The sequence below is a fragment of the Pararhizobium sp. DWP1-1-3 genome, from assembly GCF_049896125.1.
Classification (GTDB): domain Bacteria; phylum Pseudomonadota; class Alphaproteobacteria; order Rhizobiales; family Rhizobiaceae; genus Pararhizobium.
Map to the genome: position 1 here is coordinate 314,893 of NZ_JAFCTR010000004.1, position 23,370 is coordinate 338,262.

18 protein-coding genes are annotated in these 23,370 nt (G+C 59.6%); 10 read left to right on the plus strand and 8 right to left on the minus strand.

What is annotated here, in order from left to right:
- Window positions 1–1,749 carry a hypothetical protein gene (locus ACP7BS_RS12570; RefSeq protein WP_426238368.1) on the minus strand — a complete coding sequence of 583 codons (1,749 nt, stop codon included), beginning with the start codon at window positions 1,747–1,749 and terminating at the stop codon, window positions 1–3.
- A gap of 190 nt (window positions 1,750–1,939) precedes the next feature.
- On the opposite strand from ACP7BS_RS12570, the gene glmU reads away from it, so the two are divergent.
- The 4 genes from glmU (at window position 1,940) to ACP7BS_RS12590 (ending at window position 6,509) form a co-directional block, all read left to right on the plus strand.
- Window positions 1,940–3,298 (plus strand): bifunctional UDP-N-acetylglucosamine diphosphorylase/glucosamine-1-phosphate N-acetyltransferase GlmU, encoded by a 1,359-nt coding sequence (gene glmU, locus ACP7BS_RS12575; protein WP_426238369.1) that lies wholly within the window; start codon window positions 1,940–1,942, stop codon window positions 3,296–3,298.
- Window positions 3,299–3,457: 159 nt separating this feature from the next.
- Window positions 3,458–5,284 (plus strand): glutamine--fructose-6-phosphate transaminase (isomerizing), encoded by a 1,827-nt coding sequence (gene glmS, locus ACP7BS_RS12580; protein ID WP_426238370.1) that lies wholly within the window; start codon window positions 3,458–3,460, stop codon window positions 5,282–5,284.
- Window positions 5,281–5,802, plus strand: coding sequence for a GNAT family N-acetyltransferase (locus ACP7BS_RS12585; RefSeq protein WP_426238371.1), 522 nt, complete (start codon window positions 5,281–5,283; stop codon window positions 5,800–5,802). Before glmS ends, ACP7BS_RS12585 begins: the two co-directional genes overlap by 4 nt.
- A complete protein-coding gene (locus ACP7BS_RS12590; protein WP_426230296.1) occupies window positions 5,799–6,509 on the plus strand; it encodes a DUF502 domain-containing protein in 711 nt (236 codons plus the stop codon). Before ACP7BS_RS12585 ends, ACP7BS_RS12590 begins: the two co-directional genes overlap by 4 nt.
- On the opposite strand, the gene recG is transcribed toward ACP7BS_RS12590, so the two are convergent.
- A complete protein-coding gene (gene recG, locus ACP7BS_RS12595) occupies window positions 6,496–8,598 on the minus strand; it encodes an ATP-dependent DNA helicase RecG (protein WP_426238372.1) in 2,103 nt (700 codons plus the stop codon). The two genes, ACP7BS_RS12590 and recG, sit on opposite strands and share 14 nt — an antisense overlap.
- 118 nt (window positions 8,599–8,716) lie before the next feature.
- On the opposite strand from recG, the gene ACP7BS_RS12600 reads away from it, so the two are divergent.
- Window positions 8,717–9,031: a succinate dehydrogenase assembly factor 2 gene (locus ACP7BS_RS12600; protein WP_426238373.1), complete on the plus strand. Its 315-nt coding sequence runs from the start codon at window positions 8,717–8,719 to the stop codon at window positions 9,029–9,031.
- Complete coding sequence (gene mfd / locus ACP7BS_RS12605) at window positions 9,031–12,537, plus strand: transcription-repair coupling factor (protein ID WP_426238374.1); 3,507 nt, start codon at window positions 9,031–9,033, stop codon at window positions 12,535–12,537. Before ACP7BS_RS12600 ends, mfd begins: the two co-directional genes overlap by 1 nt.
- 63 nt (window positions 12,538–12,600) lie before the next feature.
- Here mfd and ACP7BS_RS12610 read toward each other — a convergent pair whose 3' ends face one another.
- Together ACP7BS_RS12610 and ACP7BS_RS12615 are read right to left on the minus strand one after the other, a co-directional pair.
- Window positions 12,601–13,266, minus strand: a complete 666-nt coding sequence (locus ACP7BS_RS12610) for a DsbA family oxidoreductase (RefSeq protein ID WP_426238375.1) — start codon at window positions 13,264–13,266, stop codon at window positions 12,601–12,603.
- 100 nt (window positions 13,267–13,366) lie between these two features.
- Window positions 13,367–15,241, minus strand: a complete 1,875-nt coding sequence (locus tag ACP7BS_RS12615) for an extracellular solute-binding protein (protein ID WP_426238376.1) — start codon at window positions 15,239–15,241, stop codon at window positions 13,367–13,369.
- Between the two features lie 223 nt (window positions 15,242–15,464).
- Here ACP7BS_RS12615 and ACP7BS_RS12620 point away from each other — a divergent pair, with 223 nt between their 5' ends.
- Complete coding sequence (locus ACP7BS_RS12620; protein WP_426230301.1) at window positions 15,465–16,100, plus strand: invasion associated locus B family protein; 636 nt, start codon at window positions 15,465–15,467, stop codon at window positions 16,098–16,100.
- An 87-nt stretch (window positions 16,101–16,187) separates the two neighbouring features.
- On the opposite strand, the gene hspQ is transcribed toward ACP7BS_RS12620, so the two are convergent.
- Window positions 16,188–16,517 (minus strand): heat shock protein HspQ, encoded by a 330-nt coding sequence (gene hspQ / locus ACP7BS_RS12625; RefSeq protein WP_113312585.1) that lies wholly within the window; start codon window positions 16,515–16,517, stop codon window positions 16,188–16,190.
- Between the two features lie 187 nt (window positions 16,518–16,704).
- On the opposite strand from hspQ, the gene ACP7BS_RS12630 reads away from it, so the two are divergent.
- On the plus strand, window positions 16,705–17,748 hold the full coding sequence (locus ACP7BS_RS12630; protein WP_426238377.1) for a hypothetical protein: 1,044 nt from the start codon (window positions 16,705–16,707) through the stop codon (window positions 17,746–17,748).
- 48 nt (window positions 17,749–17,796) lie between these two features.
- Complete coding sequence (locus ACP7BS_RS12635; RefSeq protein WP_426238378.1) at window positions 17,797–18,831, plus strand: TAXI family TRAP transporter solute-binding subunit; 1,035 nt, start codon at window positions 17,797–17,799, stop codon at window positions 18,829–18,831.
- 97 nt (window positions 18,832–18,928) lie between these two features.
- Here ACP7BS_RS12635 and glnA read toward each other — a convergent pair whose 3' ends face one another.
- Together glnA and ACP7BS_RS12645 are read right to left on the minus strand one after the other, a co-directional pair.
- The gene (glnA, locus tag ACP7BS_RS12640; protein ID WP_426230304.1) at window positions 18,929–20,338 is read right to left on the minus strand and encodes a type I glutamate--ammonia ligase; all 1,410 of its coding nucleotides are present in this window, start codon (window positions 20,336–20,338) and stop codon (window positions 18,929–18,931) included.
- Between the two features lie 59 nt (window positions 20,339–20,397).
- On the minus strand, window positions 20,398–20,736 hold the full coding sequence (locus ACP7BS_RS12645) for a P-II family nitrogen regulator (protein WP_018324798.1): 339 nt from the start codon (window positions 20,734–20,736) through the stop codon (window positions 20,398–20,400).
- A gap of 335 nt (window positions 20,737–21,071) precedes the next feature.
- Here ACP7BS_RS12645 and ACP7BS_RS12650 point away from each other — a divergent pair, with 335 nt between their 5' ends.
- Window positions 21,072–22,556, plus strand: coding sequence for an NAD(P)H-hydrate dehydratase (locus ACP7BS_RS12650; protein ID WP_426238379.1), 1,485 nt, complete (start codon window positions 21,072–21,074; stop codon window positions 22,554–22,556).
- On the opposite strand, the gene ACP7BS_RS12655 is transcribed toward ACP7BS_RS12650, so the two are convergent.
- A complete protein-coding gene (locus ACP7BS_RS12655; RefSeq protein WP_426238380.1) occupies window positions 22,557–23,360 on the minus strand; it encodes a DUF72 domain-containing protein in 804 nt (267 codons plus the stop codon).
- Window positions 23,361–23,370 lie beyond the last annotated feature (10 nt).

The following is a 23,370-nucleotide window of genomic DNA, read 5'->3' on the forward strand; positions in this document are numbered from 1 at the left end:
TCAAGGGACTTTGGTAATGCCGGTACGCACGAAAGCATCGAAGCATGGTGTCAGCGTAATGCGGCGGTGGCCCTCGGCAAGCACAGGCTGATAAAGGTTGAGCAGCGCCAGGCGTGCGGCCGTCGGCGGGCATGTCGGGTAAAGTGCAAGATCGACGGCGTCCACAGCCTGTTTGACATGCGCATCGAGCGGCGGCACGGCCCGGTAGGGGTCGGCACCGATGGCGATGTATTTCGGCGCATGGCGATCCATCAACCAGGGGAAGGGATTGGTGAAATCGATTGTCATGATCGTCTCGAAACGTACCTTGTTGGCGGTTTCGAACGTCTCGATTGCGGAAATCACCTCATCGGCATTCTTCAGCCACTGCGACTGAAATTCGAAGTCGCTGTAGAGCAGGAATGACGGCAACTCGCCGGCTTCGGCCAATGCCTGGTAGGCTGGACGGTAAGCCACGTAGTTGGTTTGCAGACGCTGCGCCCGCTGGCTCAAAATGGAGCGAATACCGACGGCACCCATGCTCTTGAGGTTATCGTGTTCAAGCGGCGTGTTGTTGACGCTGCCGATAAAGGCGCGTGCTGCTTTCTGCGTGACGATAACGACCGGAGGAATGGCCGCGCTGAAAACAAGGATCGCCACGGCGGCAAAGCCTGCCGACGATCCCTTGCGGCGATAATTTTCGATGAGGATGGCAAGCAGGAGCGGCCACAGGAAGATGAACGCCTGGCTACCGGTATTCTGGCTTTCAAACAGCAGACCGGCAGCGATGAAACCCGCCATCCAGAGAAAAGATTGATCCGCAATCCTGCCGAATGCCGAAAAGCCGGGTTTTCCGATGAAGTCGCGGAGTGCCGCCCGAAATACGGGCAACTCACTGACGACCAAGACGAGGCCGAGCAGGCAGCACGCCAGGATCACACCGAAATTGATCGAAGCGGCTTGCAAAAGCCGCGGCAACAGGCTGCTGTCGTTGATGACGACCAGCGACAAGATGTCGGTCGCATAGGCCGAAACAGCCCCGGATGTGATTTCCAGAAGCCCGGCCGCTGCGAGGAAGACGCTTCCGCCGGCAACAGCTGCGCGAAGGGGCAGGCGTCCGGCGAGAAAAGCCATCAGGCAAAGGACAAGACCTCCGACCACGCCGGTGACCTTGATGAACAGCAGAGCGAGCATGGCAAGCGCCGTCACCGTAGCCAGCGTCTTCCATCCGCGCACGAAAACCAGTCCGGCTGCGAGCACATACAGCAATTGACAGACCTGGCGATTGTAGACGCCGAAGCCATCGGAGCCCGGATAGGGGTAGAAATCGCCGGTGTTGAAAGGCAGCAGTGAAAAGAACAGGAATGGCAGCAGCAGCCCATAAGCAGTTGCCATCGAGCGTTTCTGCACGTCGACGATGACCAGCGCCATCAACGGTGCCGTCAGCGTCATCAACGACCAGCTGGAGAGAAGCAGCGGGTGGCCATTGGGGAAAAGATAGAGCCATCCGGCGAAGAGGTAGTAGCCAAGGCCGCCCACCGGGGCGAAAAAATCGACGGAGGGTATTTGACCGTCGAAAATACGGTTTGCTGCGTCGAGATAGATGTAATGGTCCCAATACATCGGACCGATCGGCATGGTCACGGTCGCAACCAGTGCCAGCGGCATACATGCGACGGCCAAAGCCAGAATGATCATGGGGTGGCGTGCGAGCGCCCGCCTAAGGCCGTTGTGCCCGCCGGAAAGCACCGTCTCGGTCGAACCATGCATCGTCGATATCACTCCCCCGGCATGACAACCATCAAGGCGGCCCTTCATTTTTATCGCAGGATCGGGTTTTATCCGGGTTAACATGGCGGCTCGCGCGCGGATTATGTTCCGTGCAATATCTTCCTGTTATGTAGCGGGCAGAATCGCGCCGGTTTTCAGAACCGGCTGCCACCAAAGCGGGAGAACGTGAATGAAGCGCACATGCCTGGCGATTATCTTGGCAGCGGGAGAAAGCACCCGGATGAAGTCGTCCATGTCGAAGGTGCTGCACCCGGTTGCTGGCCGGCCGATGATCGCGAATGTGGTGGACTCGCTGGTAAATGCTTCGATCTCCTCCGTAGCGCTTGTTCTTGGCCGTGATGCCGAAGCGGTTCAATCCGCCGCTGCCCGCAACGACATCGACATGTCGGCATTTCTACAGACCGAACGCCTCGGTACCGGCCATGCCGTTCTTGCGGCAAAGGATGCCATCGCCAAGGGCTATGACGATATTTTGGTCGTCTTCGGCGATACGCCGCTGATCACCGCAGCGCCGCTGCTCGCCGCGCGGCAGGGGCTGGCCGACGGCAACGATGTCGTCGTCATCGGCTTTCAAACCGCCGATCCGACGGGTTACGGGAGATTGCTTGTCGAGAATGGTGCGCTTGTGGCCATCCGTGAGCAGAAGGACGCAACCGAGGAAGAAAAGAAGATCACCTATTGCAATGGTGGCCTGATGGCGATCAACGGCCCCAAGGCGCTGGAACTGCTCGGCAAGATCGGCAATGCCAATGCGAAGGGCGAATATTATCTGACGGATATTGTCGAGATCGTTCGCGCTGAAGGCGGCAAGGCAATCGCCGTCGAGGCGCCGGAGACGGAGTTGACCGGCTGCAACAACCGCGCCGAACTGGCGATGATCGAAGCAATATGGCAAAAGCGCCGCCGCCACGAGTTGATGGTCTCCGGTGTGTCGATGATTGCGCCGGAAACCGTTTTCCTGGCTTTCGATACGCAGATTGCCCAGGATGTCCTGATCGAGCCGAACGTGGTTTTCGGCCCCGGCGTCACCATTGAAAGCGGTGCGGTCATCCACGCTTTCTCGCATCTCGAGGGCGCTCGTGTCGGCGCAGAAGCAACCGTCGGCCCCTATGCCCGCCTGCGGCCGGGCGCCAACCTGGGACCGGAATCCAAGGTCGGCAATTTCTGCGAAGTGAAGAAGGCCGAGATCGGCGCCGGAGCCAAGGTCAATCATCTCACCTATATCGGCGACGCCTTTGTCGGCGAAAAAACCAATATTGGTGCAGGCACGATCACCTGCAACTACGATGGCGTCAACAAGCATATCACCCGCATCGGCGCCAACGCCTTTATCGGTTCGAACTCGTCGCTCGTTGCGCCGGTTTCCATCGGCGATGGAGCACTTGTTGCTTCAGGCAGCGTGGTCACGCAGGATGTACCAGCGGACGCCGTGGCTTTCGGCCGGGCACGTCAGGAGATCAAGCCGGGACGGGCGAAAATCCTGCGCGAACGATATCAAGCCGAAAAGGCTGCGAAACAGAAGAAATAGACCGCCGGCCGCTGCGGTTAAAGCTTGAAATCGAAAGTGAATTTCCGGCCGATTGCGCATTTTTTGAAATTCGATACCAAAGCGGCATTGAAAGCCTACTATCGACCGGTCCTGGTTGTTTCAGCGCCGGCCTTGCAAAGAAATTGCGGAGAGTAAAATATGTGCGGCATCGTCGGTATCGTTGGAAACCAGCCTGTCTCCGAGCGGCTTGTCGATGCGCTGAAGCGGCTCGAATATCGCGGTTATGATTCTGCCGGGGTTGCCACCATCCACGACGGCGTGCTTGAGCGCCGCCGCGCCGAAGGCAAGCTGGTCAATCTGGAAACCAAGTTGCGCGGCGAGCCGCTGGCGGGCCAGACGGGCATTGCCCATACCCGCTGGGCGACGCATGGCGCTCCGACCGAAAACAACGCCCATCCGCATTTCACCGATGGCGTCGCCGTCGTCCATAACGGCATCATCGAGAATTTTTCCGAGCTGAAGGACGAGCTTGCAGCTGCCGGCGCGACCTTCAAGACGCAGACGGACACCGAGGTTGTCGCGCAGTTGCTGGCCAAGCTGATCCGCGACGGGATGAACCACCGGGACGCGATGCAGGCGATGCTGCGCCGGGTTACCGGTGCTTATGCGCTTGCCGTCATCTTCCAGGATGCACCAAACACGATCATGGCGGCCCGCAGCGGCCCGCCGCTTGCAGTCGGTTTCGGCAAGGGCGAAATGTTCCTCGGCTCCGACGCCATCGCGCTGTCGCCATTCACCAACGAAATCACCTATCTGATCGACGGCGACTGGGCGGTGCTGACCGCAGACAGCATCGAAATCCTCGATCACGACGGCAAACCGGTGTCCAGGCCGCGCCAGATTTCGGTTGCGGCGGCCTATATGGTCGACAAGGGCAATCACCGCCATTTCATGGAAAAGGAAATCTACGAACAGCCGGAAGTGATTTCGCACGCGCTCGGGCATTACGTCGATTTCATCGAGAACACGGTCAATCCGATTGCCGCAGCGATTGATTTCGCCAAGGTACCGAGCCTTGCCATCTCCGCCTGCGGCACCGCCTATCTCGCCGGCCTCGTCGGCAAATACTGGTTCGAACGCTACGCCCGCCTGCCTGTCGAAATCGATGTCGCATCCGAATTCCGCTACCGGAACATCCCGCTGTCGCCGCAATCGGCAGCCCTGTTCATCTCGCAATCCGGCGAGACCGCCGACACGCTGGCATCGTTGCGCTATTGCAAGGAAAACGGCCTGAAAATCGGCGCCGTCGTCAACGTCAAGGAATCCACCATCGCGCGCGAATCCGACGCGATCTTCCCGATCATGGCCGGCCCTGAAATCGGCGTCGCCTCGACCAAGGCCTTCACCTGCCAGCTGTCGGTGCTGGCTGCTCTTGCGATCGGCGCCGGACGTGCACGCGGCACCGTTTCTGAGGCCGAAGAAAAGGTTCTGGTTCGCAGCCTCGCCGAAATGCCTCGCATTATGGGCAAGGTGCTGAACAGCATCCAGCCGACGATCGAAAGTCTGGCGCGCGAATTGTCGAAATGCAAGGACGTGCTCTATCTCGGCCGCGGCACCAGCTATCCGCTGGCCATGGAAGGCGCGCTGAAGCTGAAGGAGATCTCCTATATCCATGCGGAAGGTTATGCTGCCGGTGAATTGAAGCATGGTCCGATCGCCTTGATCGACGAGAACATGCCGGTCATCGTCATCGCGCCGCATGATCGCTTCTTCGAAAAGACCGTCTCGAACATGCAGGAAGTCGCCGCGCGCGGTGGCCGCATCATCTTCATCACCGACGAGAAGGGGGCGGCTGCCTCCAAGCTCGCGACGATGAGCACGATCGTGTTGCCGAATGTCGATGAGATCATTGCGCCGATGATCTTCTCGCTGCCGATTCAGCTGCTCGCATACCATACGGCCGTGTTTATGGGCACCGACGTCGATCAGCCGCGCAATCTGGCCAAATCGGTCACGGTGGAATGATCATACGTCCGGAAAATCCCGCTGATATCGCAGCGATCCGCACTGTGACGATCGCCGCCTTCAAGGATCATCCGCACAGCGATCAGACAGAACACCTGATCATCGACCGTTTGCGGCAGGCGGGTGCGCTCAGTCTTTCGCTGGTTGCTGAAGTGAATGGCGATGTGGTCGGCCATATCGCTTTTTCACCTGTCCAACTGTCAGACGGTTCGAAGGATTGGCATGGGCTTGGCCCGGTATCGATCCTGCCGGCATTTCAGGGGCGGGGCATCGGCAGCGCCCTGATCGGCAAAGGGCTGGAAGTGCTCAGGGAGCAGGCAGCAGCCGGATGCGTTGTGGTGGGCGATCCCGAGCTCTATCGCAAATTTGGGTTTCAGAACGATGCCCGGTTGATCTACCCAGATTGTGCGCCGCAATATTTTTTGATGCAGCCCTTGTCGTCCAATCCGGCGTCCGGCACAGTAAGCTATAACGCGGCATTTTACGCTGACGGCGACAGACAAGACGGAGCAGCATGACAGACAAACCGGCACGTGGGTTTTTTGCCACGCGGTTGAGGAATTATTTCCTGACCGGCCTGATCATCTGTGCGCCCCTGGCCATCACCGCCTGGATTACCTGGTCGTTCATTCTCTGGGCCGACAGCTGGGTCAAACCCTATCTGCCGTTCGACTATAACCCGGACAATTTCCTGCCCTATCCGGTGCCCGGTTTTGGCCTGTTGACGGCGCTGATGCTGATCACGCTGGTCGGCTTTTTCACGGCGAACCTGATCGGCCGCAGTGTTGTCGGCTTTGGCGAGTCGCTGCTTGTCCGCACGCCGCTGGTGCGTCCGATCTACAAGGGCCTGAAACAGATTTTTCAGACGGTGCTTCAGGATCAGTCGAATTCGTTCAAGAAGGCGGGGTTGATCGAGTATCCGAGTCCCGGCCTCTGGGCCCTGGTATTCATCGCCACGGATGCCAAGGGCGAACTCGCCGCTAAATTCAGCGAGCGTGGCCTGGATATGGTTGCCGTCTTCCTGCCGCCGACCCCGGTGCCAACCGCCGGCTTTCTGATTTTCGTACAGCGTGAAAAAATTGTGCCGCTCGACATGAGTCCGGAGGACGCCGCCAAGCTGCTTCTCTCCGGTGGTCTGGTTTCGCCCGACTATCTGCCGAAAACTCTGGCCGTCACGCAGGAGACGGCGCCCGCCAAACGCGGCAAGACGCTTAGCCGGCCCTGAGAAACCGGATCGCTTCATCGCGGCGATGCAGATAGAGCAGCGTCCGCAGAGCCTCGCCCCGCTCGGTCGTCAGGTCCGGATCGCGCTCGATCACATAGGCCGCATCCTTGCGGGCGATCTCCAGCAGGTCGCCGTGTGCTTCGAGGCTGGCTATGCGGAAGCCGGGCGTTCCGGACTGGCGTGTGCCCAGCAGTTCGCCTTCACCGCGCAGTTTAAGGTCCTCTTCAGCGATCAGGAAACCGTCTTCAGTATCCCGCAGGATCGACAGCCGCGCCCGGCCGTTTTCACTAAGCGGTCCCTTATAGAGCAGGATGCAGGTCGAGGCCTCATCGCCGCGGCCGACGCGGCCGCGCAGCTGGTGCAGTTGCGCCAGCCCGAACCGCTCCGCATGCTCGATCACCATGATCGTCGCGTCCGGCACATCGACCCCGACCTCGACGACGGTGGTGGCGACCAGAAGGCGGATGTCGCCATTCTTGAAGGCGAGCATCACCGCGTCTTTTTCCGCGCCGCTCATGCGCCCGTGCACCAGGCCGACATTCGGTCCGAACTGCTTGTCGAGGCTCTGGAAGCGTTCGTCGGCTGACATCAGATCAGAAGCTTCCGATTCCTCGACCAGCGGGCAGATCCAATAGGCTTTCTTGCCCTCGGCAAGCGCGGTACGAAGCCGCGCGACGATTTCCCCGGTGCGTTCGGTCGATACCGTCACCGTCTGGATCGGTTTGCGGCCGGCCGGTTTCTCTGTGAGTTTGGAAACGTCCATATCGCCGAATGCCGCCAGAACCAGCGTGCGCGGGATCGGCGTCGCAGTCATGACCAGCATATGAGGGGAAATTCCCTTGGCCGTCAGCCGCAGGCGCTGGTGCACGCCGAAACGATGCTGCTCATCGACGACGGCCAGCAGGAGCTTGTTGTAGACAACGGTATCCTGGAACAGCGCATGGGTTCCGATGACGATCTGTGTTTCGCCGGACGCGATGCGTTCCAGGATGGCGTCGCGCTCGCGGCCCTTGGTGCGACCGGTCAGCACGTCGATGGTGACGCCGGCCGGTGCTGCCATCTTCGAGAGAGTCGAGAAATGCTGGCGGGCAAGAATTTCCGTCGGCGCCATCAGGACTGCCTGACCGCCTGCCTCGACGGCCGCCAGCATAGACATCAGCGCCACCGCCGTTTTTCCCGAGCCGACATCGCCCTGCAGCAGCCGCAGCATCCGCTCGGTACCAGCCATATCCTTCAGCACTTCGTCGATGGCAACCGTTTGGCTGCCGGTCAGTGAAAACGGCAAGGCGGCAAGCACCGGCCTGCTCAGCTTTCCCGTCGCGTGCACCGGTATCCCGGCCACCTTGCGCAGCCTTTGGCGCACCAGCGACAGCGAGAGCTGCCCGGCAAGCAATTCGTCATAGGCAAGCCGCCGGCGGGCAGGCGCCTGCGGATCGAGATCGGTTTCGTCGCGCGGGTCGTGCAGCGCCAGGAAACAGTCGCGTGCGAACTGAAAACCCTGCTTCTGCATCAAAGCTTCTTCGATCCATTCGGGAAACTCCGGAATGCGGGGCAGGGCCGCTTCGACCGCCTTGCGCAGGATGCGCGCCGAAAGACCGGCCGTCAGCGGATAGATCGGCTCGACCAGCGGCAGGTTTTCGGCCTCCGTTGCCCGCACCATATAATCGGGATGCACCATCGACGGACGGCCGTTGAACCAATCGACCTTGCCGCTGACCGTCACGGTCTCATCGACCGGCAGCGCCTTTTCCAGCCAGTTTCCCTTGACCCGGAAGAAGGTCAGCGCCAGTTCGCCGGTATCGTCATGCAGGAAGACGCGGTAGGGCTGGCTGGTGCGTGGCGGTGGCGGCTGGTGCCGGTCGACCCGGCCGGTGATAGTGACGATGACGCCCTGCGGCGCGCGCGCGATTCCCGGCTGGTGGCGCCGGTCGATCAGCGAATGCGGCGCGTGAAAGACGAGGTCGATCACCCGGCAATCGTCGATGCTGTCGCGGCCCAGCAGCCGTGCATAAAGTTCGCCCGCTTTCGGGCCGATGCCGGGAAGCGAGTTGAGGGGAGCAAAAAGAGGATCGAGAAGGGCAGGGCGCATGCGGGGCAGACTGAAACGAGGATTAGGTCTTTGGCAAGGCTGACAATACTCTTTTCAGCGTTTATAGAGCCATAGCGAAACGCCGTCTTTAGCGACGCGGCGGCAGGAAGGACTTCTCATGACCGGCATCACCCGCACAAGCGCCGATCTCGATCCGCGCCGCAAACGGATTCTTTTCCGCGCCTGGCACCGTGGTGTTCGCGAGATGGATCTGGTTTTTGGGCAGTTCGCCGATAACGAGCTTGCTGATCTGGCGGAGACCGATCTTGACGAGCTCGAAACGATCATGGGTGAAGAAGACACCGATCTGCTCAAGTGGGTGCTTGGATCGCAGCCAGTACCAGAGCGCTATCACACGCCCTTGTTCAATCGGATCGTATCCTATCGCCCCGATTTTGATGTGCTGCTTGGCGACAAGGATAAAAACGCCTGATGATTGCCGGTTTTGATCCCAAGAAAGTTGCGCGCGCCACCCGTGAGTTGACCATCGGCCCGGTTCCGGCCGGGGTCGAGCCGCTGATTCTTGCCGAGCTTGCCCGCGCCAACGGCCCGGTCGCCTATATTCTCTCGGATGGCCAGCGCATCGCCGATGTCGAGCAGATGCTGGGTTTTGCTGCACCGGATATTCCGGTGTTGACGCTACCGGGCTGGGACTGCCTTCCCTATGACCGCGTGTCGCCCAGTGCCGACACATCGGCACGGCGCCTGGCAACACTGAGCGGCCTGATTGCGCATGCGAAAAAGCCCCATCCCGCCATCGTGCTCGTCACCGTCAATGCCGCCCTGCAGAAGATGGCGCCGCAGGATATCATCGAGAGCCTGGCGTTTTCGGCGCGCCCGGGTGCGAATATCCGTATGGACGATATCGCAGCCCGGCTCGGCCGCAATGGCTTCGAACGCGTCGCCACCGTGCGTGAAGTTGGTGAATATGCGGTACGTGGCGGCATTCTCGATGTTTTCGTTCCCGGTAGCGAGGAACCTGTACGGCTCGATTTCTTCGGCGATACGCTCGAAAGCATCCGGTCGTTCGACCCGGCCAGCCAGCGGACCACCGGACAGGCCCGCTCGCTCGATCTCAACCCAATGAGCGAAGTGTCGTTGACACCGGAAACGATCAGCCATTTTCGCACGCAATATCTGTCGATGTTCGGCGCGGCGACCCGTGACGATGCGCTCTATTTGGCGGTCTCCGAAGGCCGGCGATATGCGGGCATGGAACACTGGCTGCCGCTGTTTTACGACAGGCTTGACACCGTGTTCGATTATCTTGCCGGCTTCCATATCGTCACGGACCATGTGGTTCGCGAAGCCGCAGCCGAACGCTCCAAGCTCGTTCAAGACTATTACGAGGCCCGCCAGTCGTCTGTTTCGCCGGGCAAGTCGCAGATTTCGCAGGGCACGCCCTACAAGCCGGTGCCGCCGGAGGTGCTTTATCTGAGCGTCGAAGCGTTCAACGCCGCTCTGGTGTCGCGCAATGCCGTTCGCCTTTCGCCGTTCAGCGAACACGAGGGCGAGGCGCGCCAGGTCATCGCCGTCGATGCGCGCCTGGGTGTGCGCTGGGCGAAAAATGCGACGGAAGCGACCAGCGACGCCGAACGCGTCAATGTCTTCGATCTGGCCGTCAAATATATCGCCGACCGCCGTGCCAAGGGCGCCAAGGTGCTGATCTCTGCGTGGTCGGAAGGATCGCTTGATCGTCTGCTGCAGGTGCTGGTCGAACACGGCCTTGCCAATATCAAGCCGATCAAGGCGCTGTCTGAGCTCAATAGCCTGAAACCCGGAGAGGCGGCGTCTGCCGTGCTGAGCCTCGAAAGCGGCTTTGAAACCGGCAATCTCGTCGTCATCGGCGAACAGGACATTCTCGGCGATCGCATGGTCCGCCGCTCCAAACGCCGCAAGCGCGGCGCCGATTTCATCGCGGAAGTCGCTGGGCTCGACGAAGGCAGCATTGTCGTCCATGCCGAGCACGGGATCGGCCGGTTCATCGGCCTGCGCACCATCGAGGCCGCCGGTGCGCCGCATGCCTGCCTTGAGCTGGTCTATGCCGACGAGGCAAAGCTGTTCCTGCCGGTCGAAAACATAGAACTTCTGTCGCGCTACGGCTCCGAAGGCAGCGATGCCGTTCTCGACAAGCTCGGTGGCGTCGCCTGGCAGGCGCGCAAGGCCAAGCTGAAGAAGCGCTTGCTGGATATGGCCGGCGGCCTGATCCGTATTGCCGCCGAACGCCTGACGCGTCATGCGCCGGTGCTGACGACGCCGGAAGGGCTCTACGACGAATTCGCCGCCCGCTTCCCCTATGACGAGACAGAAGACCAGATGACCTCGATCGAAGCCGTCCGGGACGATCTGGGCGCTGGCCGTCCGATGGACCGGCTCGTCTGCGGCGACGTCGGGTTCGGCAAGACGGAAGTGGCGCTGCGCGCCGCCTTCATCGCCGCGATGAACGGTGTCCAGGTGGCCGTTGTCGTGCCGACGACGCTGCTTGCCCGCCAGCATTTCAAGTCGTTCACCGAGCGTTTTCGCGGGCTGCCGGTGCGCATTGCCCAGGCGTCCCGTCTGGTCGGCTCCAAGGAGCTGGCGCTGACCAAGAAGGAAGTCGCCGAAGGCAAGACCGATATCGTCGTCGGGACACATGCGCTGCTCGGCACGTCGATCAATTTCGCCAATCTCGGCCTTTTGATCATCGACGAGGAACAGCACTTTGGCGTCAAGCACAAGGAGCGGCTGAAGGAGCTGAAATCCGACGTGCACGTCCTGACGCTGTCGGCGACGCCGATCCCGCGCACGCTGCAACTGGCGCTGACGGGCGTTCGCGAACTGTCGCTGATCACCACGGCACCGGTCGATCGCATGGCGGTGCGCACGTTTATCTCGCCCTTCGACGCGCTTGTCATCCGCGAAACCTTGATGCGCGAGCACTATCGCGGCGGCCAGAGTTTCTATGTCTGCCCACGTCTGGCCGATCTCTCTGAAATCCACGATTTCCTCAGATCCGATGTGCCGGAACTGAAGGTCGCCGTCGCCCACGGCCAGATGCCGGCGACCGAACTCGAAGACATCATGAACGCCTTCTATGAGGGCCGCTACGATGTTCTGCTATCGACGACGATCGTCGAATCCGGCCTCGACGTGCCCACGGCCAACACGCTGATCGTGCACCGCGCCGACATGTTCGGTCTGGCGCAGCTCTATCAGCTCAGGGGCCGGGTCGGCCGTTCCAAGGTCCGCGCTTTTGCGCTGTTCACGCTGCCGGTCAACCGGACGCTGACCGGCATGGCCGAACGCCGCCTCAAGGTGCTGCAATCGCTCGACACGCTGGGCGCCGGCTTCCAGCTGGCGAGCCACGACCTCGATATCCGTGGCGCCGGCAATTTGCTCGGCGATGAGCAGTCCGGCCACATCAAGGAAGTCGGCTTCGAGCTCTACCAGCAGATGCTGGAAGAGGCGGTTGCCGAGCTGAAGGGTGACGAGGAGATCGCCGATAGCGGCTGGTCGCCGCAGATTTCCGTCGGAACGCCAGTGATGATCCCCGACGATTATGTGCCGGATCTGCACTTGCGCCTTGGCCTCTATCGCCGCCTCGGCGAAATCACCGAGCTGGGCGATATCGACGCCTTTGGTGCCGAGCTGATCGACCGCTTCGGTCCGCTGCCGCTCGAAGTCCAGCACCTGTTGAAGATCGTCTATATCAAGTCGCTCTGCCGTACCGCCAATGTCGAAAAGCTCGACGCAGGCCCGAAGGGCGTCGTGGTGCAGTTCCGCAACCGCGAATTCCCCAATCCGGGCGCACTGGTCGGCTATATCGCCAAACAGGGCATCATGGCCAAGATCCGCCCGGATCACAGCATCTTCTTCCAGCGCGATTTCCCGACACCGGAAAAGCGGCTGGCGGGTGCTGCCGTCGTCATGACGCAGCTGGCGGGACTGGCAAAGACCTGAATGCGAACGAAAAAAGCCGCGCAGGATTTGCGCGGCCTGTTGCAACGAGTGGATGATGCGGGTTCAATTGATCTGCGAGGTATCCTTCATCTTGGCGATATCGCGCAGGGCATCCTCCAGCACCTCGACTGACTGGGCACCCATGACGGCATATTTGCTGTCGATGATGAAGCAGGGAACACCGGTGACGCCCATGCCGCGTGCCATGTCGATTTCCTCGGAAACCGCGTCCTTGTCCGCATCTGAAGCCAACAGCGCGGCAATCACGGTACGGTCAAGACCGGCCTCAGCCGCGATGTCCAGCAGCACCGTGTGATCGCCAATATTGCGGCCCTCTTCGAAATTTGCCTTGAAAAGCAACGTGGCGACCTCGCTCTGTGTGTCGCCACCTTCCGTCAGGGCCCAACGAATCAGCCGGTGTGCATCGAGCGTGTTGGGGCTGATGGTGACGGCGTCGAAATCGAACGTAATGCCGTCCTGTTCGCCAAGGCCAGCCAGCATCTTGTGTGCACGATCGACAGCCTCCTGGCCGCCGAGCTTTGCAGCGAGATGCGCCTTGTGATCAACCCCTTCTGCGGGAAGGTCCGGATTGAGCTGGTACGGCCGCCAGTTGACGGTGACGAGGATATCGGCCGCGACATTGGCGATCGCCTGATCGAGCCTCGCCTTGCCGAGATAGCACCAGGGGCAGACGACATCGGAGACGACATCGATATTGACATGGTTCATGGCGCTTGCTCCTCGCGCTGAAAATCGTTGATCAGCGACATAGGCGTCCCGGTCTGCGCTTTCAATGCGTTACCAAAAGTATACCGCCGCCAATTCCGGGTTACTGCACAGTTTCATCAAACCATACCGGCAGCTGATAGCCATAGAGCGGCACGACACTCGGGCGGCCGATGCGTTTTTCACGCGCAACCCATTGCGAGGCGACGTGATAGAGCGGCACGAGATAGAAATTGGAGACGAGCAGGCGATCATGCGCCCGAACGGCGGCTGTGAAGTCTTCGACGCTGACGGCACGCAGGATGTGATCGACAAGCGTATCGACATCCTTGTCGGCGACACCGGCAAAATTCGAGCTGCCTTGCTGATCGCGCGATTGCGATCCCCAATAGGTAATCTGCTCGATACCCGGTGAAAGGGAGGACGGGAACGATTTCATGATGATGTCGTAGTCGAATGACTGGGTGCGCTGCTGGTACTGCGAATCATCGACTGTGCGGACTGACGCGGCAATCCCAAGCGCCGCCAGCGAGCGCTGATAGGTCAGCGCCAGTTTTTCCTGGCCCTCGTTCTGGGTCATGATCTCGAAGGCGAGCGGTATGCCCTGCGCGCTGAGCATCTTGCCGTCCTTGATGCCGTAACCGGCTTCGCGCAGCAGTGTCACGGCTTCGCGCAGCACATTGCGGTCGCGTCCCGAGGCATCGGTGACGGGCAGGCGGTAACTTCCGTCGAGAACCGACGGATTGATGCGGTTCCTGATGTCGCCGAGTATTCCGAGCTCGCGGCCGTCGGCGGCAACGCCGAGATAGGAAAGACCCGAATTCTGCCAGAAGCTCTGCGTGCGCGTGTAAGCACCGTCAAAGAGGTTCTTGTTTGCCCATTCGAAATCAAAGACCAGCGCCAGCCCCTGACGCAACTTCGGGTTCTCGAACATCGGCCGTCGCGTGTTGAAGACGAAACCGAGCATGCCTGACGGCGTCTTCGGCGTGAACGTCTCCTTGATCACCTTGCCGGAATGGACGGCCGGGAAATTGTAACTGCGCGACCATTTCGTCGGGCTGCCTTCCGGGTAGACATCGATCTCACCCTTTTTGAAGGCTTCGAACAAGGAATTGTCCTGCAGGAAATACTCGACGGAAATCTCGTCGTAATTGTCGAAACCGACCTTTGCCGGCAGATCCTTCGCCCAGTAGTCGGGATTGCGCTTGTAAACGATCCGTTCTCCGGGTCTCACCTCGGCAACACGATAGGGGCCCGAGCCGAGCGGGAATTTGAGCGATGTCTGATCGAACGTCGCCACATCGGTCGCGTGCTTCGGCAGGATCGGCGTCATGGCGAGCAAAAGCGGGAATTCGCGGTCGGCTTTATCGTTGAATGTAAAGCGGACACTGCGGTCGCCGACTTTTTCTACCTTGTCGACCTTTGCCAGCCGCGTGCTGAACGGAACGCGGCCCTTGTCGCGAAACAGTTCGAACGTGAAGATCACATCCTCCGGTGTCACCGGCTGACCATCGGCCCATTTGGCCTTCGGATTGAGGTTGAACTGGATAAATGTGCGGTCGTCGTCCCATTCGACCGTCTCGGCCAGCAGGCCATAGAGCGAAAAGGCTTCGTCGCGCGAACGCTGCATCAGCGAATCATAGACGAGATTGCCGTATTCCGGATCGAGCATGCCACGGGCCGTTGTGCGCATGCTCTTCAAGATGAACGGGTTAAGACTGTCGAAAGTGCCGACCACGCCATAGGAGACCCGGCCGCCCTTCTTGACGTCCGGCTTGACGTAGGGGAAGTATTTGAAATCGGCGGGCAGGGCGGGTTGGCCATGCATGGCGATGCCGTGTACCGGCTCTGCCTGTGCAGTCACACCTGTGCCAAGCGTAGCCAGCACCGAAATCAAACCCAAAAACAATGCGCGCAAAGCCCGCCTCCTGCTGTCGTCGTCTCGTGAATCACGGCAAATTAACACGTTGACCAGCATTTCCAACCAACCGATACTTTAAAAGCAAATGCTGACCCAACAACGGAACGCAAAAAAATGGCGGGGAGGCTGGATATCCGTCGCCGCTCCCTGTAACAGGTGTTCCCGGAGACGAGGGTCATGCAATTGCCTCATTTGCCCAACAGGAGAGCGGGCAGCTGACCATTGATCACGAGCGTCTTTAGACTGCTCAGACACCGGAATTCAGGAGACGGGTATCATTATGATCTTCAAGTCGAACTTTACCAAAAAGGCTGCTTTGTCGGCATTCGCCGGCGCAGTTGCTGTTGCCGCGATGCCGGCCGCGTCGTTTGCACAGCAGGCCTCTGGTGCCGGCCGTCCGCCCCAGGGTTGGTTCAAGGTCTGCACCAAGCAGGAAGACAACGATGTCTGCATCGTGCAGAACCTGTTGACGGCCAGCAACGGTCAGTTGATCACCGCAATCGGCCTGATCAGTGTTCAGGGCAAGGTCAATCGCAAGGTCCTGCAGGTTTCGGTTCCGTCGGCACGCCTCATTCCGCCAGGCATCCAGATGCAGATCGACGGCGGCAAGGGCTCCAAGCTCGATTACGCCATCTGCATGCCGGACAAGTGCGTTGCCGAAGTGCCGCTTAGCGATGCCGTTCTTGCCAGCCTGAAAAAGGGCAGCGAAGTGGTGTTCACATCGGTCAACTTCCAGCGTGCGCCGAACCCGATCAAGATCTCGCTCGGTGGCTTCACCGGCGTCTTCGACGGCGAGCCGATCGAACAGTCCAAGCTCGAAGAGCGCCAGCGCCTGCTGCAGGAAGAAATGCAGAAGAAGGCCGAAGATGCGCGCAAGAAGCTTGAAGAAGCCCAGAAGGCTGCAAAGGCGAACTGATTGCCTGTTTCATCAACAAAAAGCCGCCGCGATCATCTCGCGGCGGCTTTTTGCATTTCAGGCTAAGGCCGTTATTGATGACGGATCTCAGTGTTGAACAACCGCTTTCGGCTTGTACTGCCCGACAGTCTCCGGATCGAAGAAGGCGTTCACCTGCGAATGGCGCACCGGCTTGCCGCTTTCGTCCGAAATGAGGTTCTGTTCGGAGACATAGGCGACATATTCCGTTTCCTCATTCTCGGCGAGCAGATGGTAAAACGGCTGGTCCCTGGTCGGGCGGACTTCAGCGGGAATTGAATTCCACCATTCCTCGGTATTTGCATATTCCGGATCGACGTCGAATATGACGCCGCGGAATGGAAACACGCGATGGCGAACAACCTGTCCAATCTGAAATTTTGCGTCTCTTTGTTTCATCATGATAGGTTCCTTTCGCAGTAGTATGTGGTGGTTTTTCCTCAAACATCAAGTGTGAAGCTCCGGCAGGAGACGGGTGCTCGACAGCGTGGATCGGCAGAGCCAGAGTTGCTGCACGCCGTTGCTTGCCTCTCCGGGAAAATCGTCGTACCTCCCATATGAGGAGTTCTTCGATGGCGGATATGGCATGAGCAATCAATGGGGTAGGGACCAGCAAGTGACGACGCGCGGCCGCAACTCGTCCGGTCTGTTGCTGCCGGCCGTGCTCTGCCTGGCGTTGATCGGGGCCGGCGGCTATTTCTGGTTTGCCCGGCAGGCGATGCAGACGGACATTGCCGCTTTGACGTCCAAGTCTGCTTCGCTGACAGCCGAACTTGCCAAGGTCACGGTGGAAAGGGACAAGGCGTCCAGTGATCTGATCAATGTGAAAAAGAATTCCGGAAACTGGGCCGAGGAGCTTGAAAAGGACTATGCCGAACTGAAGCTTAATGAAATTCCCAAGCTCAACCGGCTTCTTGACAAGCGCGACGCCGATATTTCAGCGCTTGAAAAGCTGCTTTCGAACGAAAAATCTGCGGCGAAAGCAGCCACCGATGATTTGACGGTAACGATTGCCGGGCTCAACGATCAGCTGAGCATGGCCAAAGCCGATTCCGCCGATGCCCGAACGCAGGCGCAAAATCTTGGCGCCGAAAAGCTTACCCTGAGCAAGCAGATAACCAGCTTGAAGGTGGCTCTCGATAAGGCCACGGCCGACGCGGCGGCGGCGCAAAAAGCGCTGGAGCGGAAGGTAACGGAAGCCGGGAAAGAGCCTGCGACCTTCAAATCAGCGCTCGATCTCGCCCGTGACGTGCAGATCAAGACGCTGGAACAAAGCCTCGGCGAAGAACGCCGTAAAGTTGAGATACTGCAGAAGCAGCTTGAGGACCAGGCCCAAGCCGCTGGAATTGCACCGGAAACGCAATCCGATACACCTGTGATCGACAAGCCGGTATCCGAAACCGGCCAGACTGGCCCGGGCGCAGGACTGGTGCCGCGTGACCGGTTGATGGTGGACAATATTATCGGCAAGACGCGCGGCGTCGGTTTTCTGGATGATGAGAAGAAACAGCGGCTGAAGGACCAGCTGGCGTCAGGGGCTTGTGTCACCGATGCGCTTGAAAGCGTCTTTGACAAGGTACCGCTGATCCTGATGCGCAACCTGATGCGCGATTTCAAGAGCGATTGCTGACAACCGGTATCCGCCTGCCTGGCCGATGCCATATGGGGAGAAAACACGATGTTCCGAAAGGCTTTCATGGCCGCGACGATGCTGACGGCGCTTGCGCTCAATCCGGTATCGGCAGCCGAGTTCGAAAAGAACATCATGACCGGGGGGCCGCAAGGCACCTATATCCAGATCGGGCGGGATGTTGCAGCCCTCGGCAAGACGTGTGGCCTGACACTCAACGTCAAGGAATCTGCGGGTTCTCTGGAGAATTTCGTCGGCGTCCGCAACAGCAAGAATACCCAGTTCGGCATCGTTCAGAGCGATGTGCTCGAATATCTGAAAACATTCGAGGCCGATGATCCGGAAGTGCAGCAGGCCGTGCGCGGCGTGCGTATCATGTTTCCGCTCTATAACGAAGAAATCCACGTTCTCGCCCGCTCCGACATCAAGGACATGGGAGATCTTGCCGGCAAGAAGGTTGCCGTCGGCGTCAAGGACAGCGGCACCTTCCTGACTTCGTCGCTGATCCTCGACATCCTTCAGGTAAAGACCGGGGAACGGGTACCACTCAATCCGGATGCAGCCCTGCCAAAACTTCTCGCAGGCGAGATCGATGCCTTCTTCTACGTCGCGGGAGCGCCTGCAGCGCTGTTCAAGAACAATCCGATCGACGGTTCGAAATTCCATCTTGTGCCGATCACCGAAGCACCGCTTCTGGCGACGTACACGCCCTCGCGGATCGAGACCGGCACTTATACGTTCCAGAAGGAGCCCGTGGATCTGATCGCCGTCAAGGCGGTGATGATGACCTATGACTATGACATCAAGCGCAACGCTTACCAGCGGGAAAGCTGCAAGGCCGTTTCGGAGTTTTCAAGCCTCATCCTCAACAATCTCGACAAGCTGCAGGCAAGCGGTCATCCGAAATGGAAGGATGTCGATCTCACAGCGCTGCCTCCCGGATGGCAGGTCGGCGTTTGCGTCAAGGCCGGCATGGCGCTCGACTACAAGCCGGCATGCACGGCGCCAGCGGCCGCAAACGAGCAACCGGACGGCAACGAGGAATATCTCAATCTGCTGAAAGAACGGCTGAAGAAGAAGTAGAGCGACCCCGCCCTGTCCTGCAAACAAAAGGCCGGCTTTCGCGGGAAAGCCGGCCTTTCGTTTGAGGCGGACCCGCCAATGACGGGTCCGAAGGCTGTTAGGCCGAGTAGTACATGTCGAATTCGACCGGATGCGGGGTCATTTCGTAGCGCATGACCTCGACCATCTTCAGTTCGATATAGGAATCGATCTGGTCGTCGTCGAACACGCCGCCGGCGGTTAGGTACTTTCGGTCCCTGTCGAGGCTTTCCAGCGCTTCGCGCAACGAACCGCAGACGGTCGGAATCTTCTTCAGTTCCTTCGGCGGCAGGTCGTACAGGTCCTTGTCCATGGCCTTGCCGGGATGGATCTTGTTCTTGATGCCGTCGAGACCAGCCATCAGCATGGCGCCGAAAGCGAGATAGGGGTTTGCCAGCGGATCAGGGAAGCGGACTTCGACGCGCTTCGATTTCGGACCCGTGCCGAACGGAATGCGGCACGAAGCCGAACGGTTGCGAGCCGAGTAAGCCAGCAGAACCGGTGCCTCATAACCCGGGACGAGGCGCTTGTAGGAATTCGTCGTCGGGTTGGAAAAGGCGTTGATTGATTTTGCGTGCTTGATGATGCCGCCGATGAAGTAAAGGCAGCTTTCCGACAGGCCGGCATATTCGTCGCCTGCGAAGGTCGGCTTCGAGTCCTTCCAGATCGACATATGGACGTGCATGCCCGAACCGTTATCGCCGAAAATCGGCTTCGGCATGAAGGTTGCCGTCTTGCCATAGGCATTGGCGACCTGGTGCACGACGTACTTGTAGATTTGCACCTTGTCGGCATTGCGCACCAGGGTATCGAACCGGACACCGAGCTCGTGCTGGGCGGCGGCCACTTCGTGGTGCTGCTTTTCAACGGTGACGCCCATTTCGGTCAGGACCGTCAGCATTTCGGAACGCATGTCCTGGCAGCTGTCGATCGGCGGAACCGGAAAATAGCCGCCCTTGACGCGTGGACGATGACCGAGGTTGCCGGTCTCGTAATCGGTGTCGTCGTTCGACGGCAGTTCCGACGAATCGAGCTTGAAGCCGGTATTGTAGGGATCCGCCTTGTACTTGACGTCGTCGAACACGAAGAATTCCGGTTCGGGACCAACGAAGACGGTATCGCCGATGCCGGACGCCTTGAGATAGGCCTCGGCCTTCTTGGCGATGCCGCGCGGGTCGCGGTTATAGGCTTCGCCGGAGACCGGATCGAGAATGTCGCAGACGATAACCATGGTGGACTGCGCAAAGAAAGGATCCATGTGCACGGTCGCTGTATCCGGCATCAGCACCATGTCGGACTCGTTGATGGCCTTCCAGCCGCCGATCGACGAGCCGTCGAACATGACGCCATCGGCGAACATGTCTTCATCGACACAGCCGACGTCCATCGTCAGGTGATGCAGCTTGCCCTTCGGGTCGGTAAAGCGCAGGTCAACGAACTTGACGTCGTTATCCTTGATTTGCTTGAGGATATCATTTGCAGTCGTCATTTTTTGAAAGTCCCTCTTTTGAGATGACGAGGTAGGGCCTGACCGAACGGTCAGGCGGATTAGATGGCGTCGATGCCGGTCTCGCCGGTACGGATGCGGATGACCTCCTCGATATTGGAGACGAAGATCTTTCCGTCGCCAATACGTCCGGTCTGGGCGGCATTCCGTATGGCCTCGATCACGGCCTCCGCGTTTTCGTCAGCCAGTACGACTTCAACTTTCACCTTCGGGAGAAAATCAACAACGTATTCCGCCCCACGATACAGTTCCGTGTGGCCCTTCTGGCGTCCAAAGCCCTTGGCTTCGGTGACGGTGATCCCCTGCAGGCCAACTTCCTGAAGGGCTTCCTTCACTTCGTCCAGCTTGAAAGGCTTTATGATCGCTTCGATCTTTTTCATGAGAAAATGTCTCTCCGCTTCTCCCGTTATGGCAGGCTTATGCCCGCTCACCCTCAGTATGCATTTTACATGCCAGATATGGCAAATGCGATGCTGTTTTGGGTGAAACACCCGCAGCTTCGATGATCATATCCCTTTCTCCGGAATAAACAGCGCCATTTGCCTATTTTTTATGAATTTTTCTGCGTTAAAGGGCTTTGTCCTCAACACGTGTCGGGCGGTGCTGCGATAGACGCCATCGGTCAGTGCGAATTCTATGCAAATGCCTAAAAAACATACAAAATAAGGCTACGTTTTACGCTTGTCGGTTCCCCGACTTACGGGCATTTTGAGGCATGCTCCCTAACCCTACCGTATCCATCATCACCCCTGCGGAAATGTCCGCGATCGACAGCGAAGCCGCACATTCGGGGATCGACAGTTTCAGGCTGATGACGTCGGCGGGTCTGGCCGTTTCCGCTGCAGCACTGCGGCTTTATCCGCAGGCGCTTCGGTTTGTCGTTTTGTGCGGGCCTGGCAACAATGGCGGCGATGGTTATATCGCGGCTGCGGCGTTGCAGCGAAGCGGTGCAGAGGTCGCCGTTCACGCTTTGGGGGATACCGTGTCTCTCAAGGGCGATGCAGCCCGTGCCCATGCGCAGTGGGCGTATCGTGTGGAAGCTCTGCAGTCCTACCGGCCAAAAACCGGAGATGTCGTCATCGACGCCGTGTTCGGCGCGGGCCTGTCCCGTGCTGTCCCCGATGGTGCCGCCTTGGTGATGCAGGCTGTCACGCAAGCGCAGATTCCCGTTATCGCCATTGACCTGCCGTCCGGTCTTGACGGCCGCACCGGACAGGTGCTGGGCGAGAGTTTTCGAGCCAGCCATACCGTTACCTTCATGGCGCGAAAGCCGGGGCATCTGCTTTTGCCGGGGCGCTCGCTTTGCGGCAGCCTGGACGTGTTCGACATTGGTATCCCCGAACGTTTGCTTAAAAGCCATACTAGCAGGCTTTGCGAGAACGGTCCGCATCTCTGGGCCGGCCATACGCATGTGCTTGATCCGTCGGCCCACAAATTCACGCGCGGCCATCTTGCCGTCTTCTCGGGCGGGCCGCTGTCAACCGGTGCGGCGCGGCTGTCGGCTGCGGCCGCACTGACGGCTGGCGCCGGACTGGTGACAATTGCGTCGTCCTCTGCGGCGCTCGCGGCCAATGCCGCGCATTTGACAGCCGTGATGCTGAAGGAGATCGACGATGCCGCCGCTCTGTCGCATTGGCTTGCCGACAAGCGCATCAGCGCCTTCGTGCTCGGTCCGGGATTTGGCGATCTGGAGAGGGCGCGGCAATACGCCCTGATGCTCTGCAACCGGGCGCTGGTGCTTGATGCCGACGGGATCACTGCGTTCAAGGAAAATCCAGCGCCGCTTTTCGACGCTTTTTCGCAGGGTGAACCCCATCTGGTCATGACGCCGCACAATGGCGAGTTCGCCCGGTTGTTTCCGGATATCGACGCCGGCCCAACTCTGTCAAAGGTCGATCGCGCTATCATGGCTGCCAAACGCAGCCACGCCGTCATCGTCTACAAGGGCGCCGACACCGTCATCGCCGCGCCCGACGGGCGCGCCGCGATCAACACCAACGCCCCGCCCTGGCTGGCAACCGCGGGGTCGGGCGATACGCTCGCAGGCATTATCGGCGCGCATCTGGCGCAGGGCATGCCGGCATTCGAGGCCGCCGCTTCAGGCGTCTGGCGTCACGGCCGGGCCGGCGTCAAGGCAGGCGAAGGGCTGACGGCAGAGGAACTTGCCGCTGCGATCGAGCCATTGCCTGCGGCCGGTTGATCAGTCCACCCGCTTCTGCAGCGCCCGTGCGCCGTTCGGCGCATTGACCTTGCCTTCGCTGATGAAAAAGGCAAATACGTCGCGTGGCTGCTTTTCCGGCTTGTGGGCGGGATCCGCATGGGCGAGATCGCCGATATCGCCGCCTGCCGCCCAAATTTTCACCCGGTCGGCCCAGAGATCAAGGCGTTTTTCATCGTAACAGGTCGCCACGTCATCGCTGCCGGTCTGAAGGCGCGCATAGACGAAATCACCGGTCACATCCGCGATCATCGGATAGTCGAAATGATCGGCGCAGACGACCGCCACCTTGTGCTTGACAAGCAAGGCGGTGAATTCCGGCGTGCGGAAGGAATCGTGGCGTACCTCAACGACATGACGTAGCGTCAAGCCATCCTGCTTCTCCGGCAGCAGTGCCAGAAACGCGCCAAAATCCTCGACGTCGAATTTTTTCGTCGGCATGAACTGCCACAGGATCGGCCCGAGATGCGGCCCGAGTTCGGTCAGCCCCTGGCCCAGAAATTTGCCGATCGACTCGCCAGCTTCCGCCAGCACCTTCTTATTGGTGGTAAAACGGCTGGCCTTCAGCGAGAAGACAAAATCATCCGGCACTTCCGACGCCCATTTGGCGAACGTCTCCGGCTTTTGCGAGCCGTAATAGGTGCCGTTGACCTCGATGGCTTTCAGCTGGCTGCTGGCATATTCCAGCTGCCGTTTCTTCGTCAGCGTCTCCGGATAGAACGTCCCCTCCCAGGGGTCAAAGGTCCAGCCGCCAATACCGCAACGGATCGTGCCTGATTTGGTCATATGCCCACTC